The following is a 3,873-nucleotide window of genomic DNA, read 5'->3' on the forward strand; positions in this document are numbered from 1 at the left end:
TACGGTCTTTACGGTTTATCCACCAGGTAAAATTGATGAGCAGTTTTTGAAAAACCCTTTTTAAAAAAACCACGTCACCCTCACCGTAAGTTTCTTTTTCTATGCGGTAAATTTCCATGGCCGCCCATGCCTGCACCGGCGGGTTTACATCACTAAAATTCCATTCGTATGCCGGTAACTGCCCATCGGGTTTCATATACCACTCCCTCATTATTAACTGCAGCTGGTGTTTTGCAAAAACTACATCTACCATAGCAAGAGAAATACAATGAAAAGCCAGATCCCATGCGGCGTACCAGGGATACTCCCATTTATCGGGCATTGCAATTACGTCCTGGTTTTTAAGGTGTGTCCAGTCGCTGTTTCTGCCCATTAATTTACTGCTGTTAACTGGTGTAATACCATCGGTGCCGGTAAGCCAGCTCTCCACATCAAAATGATAATACTGTTTGCTCCACAATAAACCTGCAAGGGCTTTGCGCTGTATATTTTTTAAATCATCCGAAATATCGTTAGGTAAAATTGCTTTGTAAAAATCATCTGCTTCTTCTTTTCTTACTGTAAATATTTTTTCAAACCCTAAAGAAAAAGGTTTGTCATCGGCGGTGCTGGTAAGCCTGCAATAAATAGTTTTTGTTGCTCCCGCTGCTACATTCAATTCGTACACAGGCGAAAATTTAGTGCCTTCTTTTTTTGCAACAAGTTTTGTTTTATTGGTACCGTTTATTACTGCATCATGAAAAGCATCTTTTGTAAATGGTGTTGTATTTTCTTCGCCGTTTAATTTATTTAAATTGGTTTCGTTTTCTGTAAATAAACAGGCATCGGGCTTTTGAAAATAAAAAAAATAGTTACCCAGCCGGTGATGTTTTATACCAACAGCATTTTTATTTATCAAACTGATTAAAGGTTTAGGTTCATCAGGTGTAAAAACCCAGCGGTTGTAAAACCATAAAGTAGGCAACAGTGTTACGGGTGCATCTTTGGTATTACGGTTGGTAATATCAATTTTAATATAAATGTCGGTAGGGTTTTGCTTGGCGTAAGTAACTTTTACATCAAAATATTCATCGTTTTTAAAAACGCCGGTATCTAAAATTTCATACTCCGGCTCCAGTTTACTTCTGTTGCGGTTGGTATTTAAAAGATCGCTGTACGGAAATTCGTTTTGCGGATACTTATACAAATACTCCATGTAATAATGTGTGGGAATATTATCCTGGTAATAATATAATTCCTTTACGTCTTCGCCATGGTTGCCATCGTAATTGCCTACACCAAACAGGCGCTCTTTTAAAATTTTATCTTTACCATTCCATAATGTAATGGCAAAACAAAGGTTTTGAAAATAGTCGGATATGCCGGCAATACCATCTTCGCCCCAGCGGTAAGCCCTGTAATGCGATTGATTAAAAGGAAGATAGCCCCATGCATCGCCATACACGCCATAATCTTCTCTTACTGTACCCCATTGCCTTTCGCTGAGGTATGGGCCCCATTGTTCTAATGGTACCGGCTTTTCGTTATTTACTTTTAAGCGTTGGTGTTCTGCTGTCATTATTATAATTTAAAAATACTGATGCCACAGTTGCTAAACAACCGTACAACATTTACAGCAGGCAATCGTTGAATAACTAAAGTATAAAAATAAACAATTTACAAGAAGCAGTAATGGCTTATGATAAAATAGGGCTGCAATCGTTTGTTGAATAGCTTATAAACCGCAAGTATTAATTAAAAATCTTTTACCCGGCACCGCCATTTTAACAGTTTTTGGTAAAGAAATTGAATAGTACAGCAAAAAGCAATGCCTGTAAAATACTTTACTGCTGTAGGTATTTCGTTTACCGTGCTAATTTTTAGCTGCGGTAAAAAAAATGTACCGCAATCTTCAGCCAATACTGCAACAGTAAGCAATACCAGTAAACCTGTAATAAAAAAACCGGTTGTAAAAAAAGCTCCGGCTGCACCAATTGCCAAAGTAATTATTGTAAATGACAGTGTGGCCAAAAAAAGTTTTGATGGCAGGTTGTATTATGATGTGGATGGCCACCGCTACTGGCGCAATTATAAAGATGGTAAATATTACCTGTTTAATAAAAGTATGTACAGCGATCCTGCATTTAAACCTCAATAAGCCGGTATGCTGCTAAAAAAATAATACAATAATCTAAACCAATAAATATGAAAAAAATCTTTTTGATTGCCAGTGTAATTTTATACACTCAATTTGCAGTTGCCCAATTAAAAACTACCACTGCATGCCCCATTTTTAAAGTAGATGTTTTAGAAGGAAAATTAAATGATGATTTAAGTGCCAAATCTACCATGGGTGAAATAAAAACATTTTTTCCCTGCTACAGTGAAATAGCAGAAACTGATGCCGGTAAAAAATGTGCCGGTATTTTTTATAAAGACAAAGGCATTGATTTTTATACCGAAAGAGATTATATTGAAATAACCCAAAACTTTAAAGGTAAACTTTCGTTACCGCTGATGGGCGCAGGCCGCAACACTTTATTTAAATGGCTGGGCTACCCTAAAATAAAAGATGCTGCATGGGATGCTTTTCAAACAAAGTACGGTACGCTTATTTTATATTACAATAAAGCCAACAAAATTATCAAGCTGCAGCTTAGCAGTAAAAGTACCGACACAATTAAATTGTGTGAATAGCGTTTAGTAAACCAGTATTTAAAACTGAATATTATAAAGGCATTAAATTCCTTTATAAACAGTAAAATTTACATACTATTTTACTTTTACTAAATAAAACCAACCGTTTACTAATTTCGTAGGTCTTGGGTGATTGTATTGATATACATTCGTGCTATTAAACAGTAAAATACTTTAGTACAAAATAATAATTCCTTAATTGGATATACATAATTGATCAGCTGTTAACCACAGCTTTTCGCAACTCGGTTTTTCATAGGATATTGGATTTAAACGGGGCAGGATTTCTATCCAGCCCCTTTTTATTTTTAACTTAACCAGTTAAAGAGAAATAAATTACCCATCCGGATAAAATTATCCCGCCATTATATACTTAATATGGCATGGCGCAATATTTGGTACTGCACTTCTTTTAAACTATTCAAACAATTTATCATGAAAATCTATTTTTTAAACCCATGTTTTATTCTTGCAGCAACAATACTTTTATTTAGTTGTGGCAATAATAGCAGCAGCACTGAAAAATCAACCAGCGATACCACTACAGCAGATACCGATGCCAACCTGGCGCCAAACCCCAGTGCTACTATGCCCGACTCTAACAGTAATAAAATGGATGTAACTACGCTTCCGCCGGGTACGCCAAACGAATTTGTTACAAAGGCAGGCGAAGGTGGCTTTATGGAAGTAGCAATGGGAAAATTGGCGCAAACTAATGGTGGTAGTAACGATGTAAAAGAATATGGCAAGATGCTGGAAACTGATCATGGCAATGCCAATAACAAACTAAAAGAAATTGCTGCAGCAGAAAAAATAAGTATGCCTGTTGCTGCAACAAAAGAGCAAACAATGCACATAAATGAAATGCAATCAAAAACAGGTGCTGATTTTGATAAGATGTTTATACCAATGATGATAGAAGATCATGAAAAAGATATAAACGAATTTAAAAAAGCTGCAACAGATAACAGCAACGCCAAAGTGAAAGACTTTGCTGCTAAAACATTGCCCACTTTAAAAAAGCATTTAGACAAAGCAAAGATGATCAAGAGTAAAATGAAATAGAGAAAATAAAAAACTCCGGGGCTGTTAAACCCGGAGTTTTGAAAAATTATTTTTAATTTATTTACGGAGTAACTGTACCGTTTTGAATAAACTTTATCTGCACCACTTTAGCAGAATCTGTTTGGTTAGGAA

The 3,873-nt window shown here is 35.9% G+C and carries 4 protein-coding genes; 3 read left to right on the top strand and 1 reads right to left on the bottom strand.

Annotated features, from left to right (window positions below; genetic code table 11):
- Positions 1–1,558 (bottom strand): MGH1-like glycoside hydrolase domain-containing protein (locus ACY651_RS03890; RefSeq protein WP_462249900.1); only part of this gene is annotated, 1,558 nt, incomplete at its 3' end.
- Between the two features lie 249 nt (positions 1,559–1,807).
- Here ACY651_RS03890 and ACY651_RS03895 point away from each other — a divergent pair.
- The 3 genes from ACY651_RS03895 (at position 1,808) to ACY651_RS03905 (ending at position 3,741) form a co-directional block, all read left to right on the top strand.
- A complete protein-coding gene (locus ACY651_RS03895; RefSeq protein ID WP_462249902.1) occupies positions 1,808–2,137 on the top strand; it encodes a hypothetical protein in 330 nt (109 codons plus the stop codon).
- Positions 2,138–2,184: 47 nt separating this feature from the next.
- Positions 2,185–2,676: a hypothetical protein gene (locus ACY651_RS03900; protein WP_462249904.1), complete on the top strand. Its 492-nt coding sequence runs from the start codon at positions 2,185–2,187 to the stop codon at positions 2,674–2,676.
- A 435-nt stretch (positions 2,677–3,111) separates the two neighbouring features.
- A complete protein-coding gene (locus tag ACY651_RS03905; RefSeq protein ID WP_462249906.1) occupies positions 3,112–3,741 on the top strand; it encodes a DUF4142 domain-containing protein in 630 nt (209 codons plus the stop codon).
- The last annotated feature ends 132 nt before the right edge of the window (positions 3,742–3,873 follow it).

The organism is Ferruginibacter sp. (assembly GCF_031391665.1).
Lineage (GTDB): Bacteria > Bacteroidota > Bacteroidia > Chitinophagales > Chitinophagaceae > Ferruginibacter.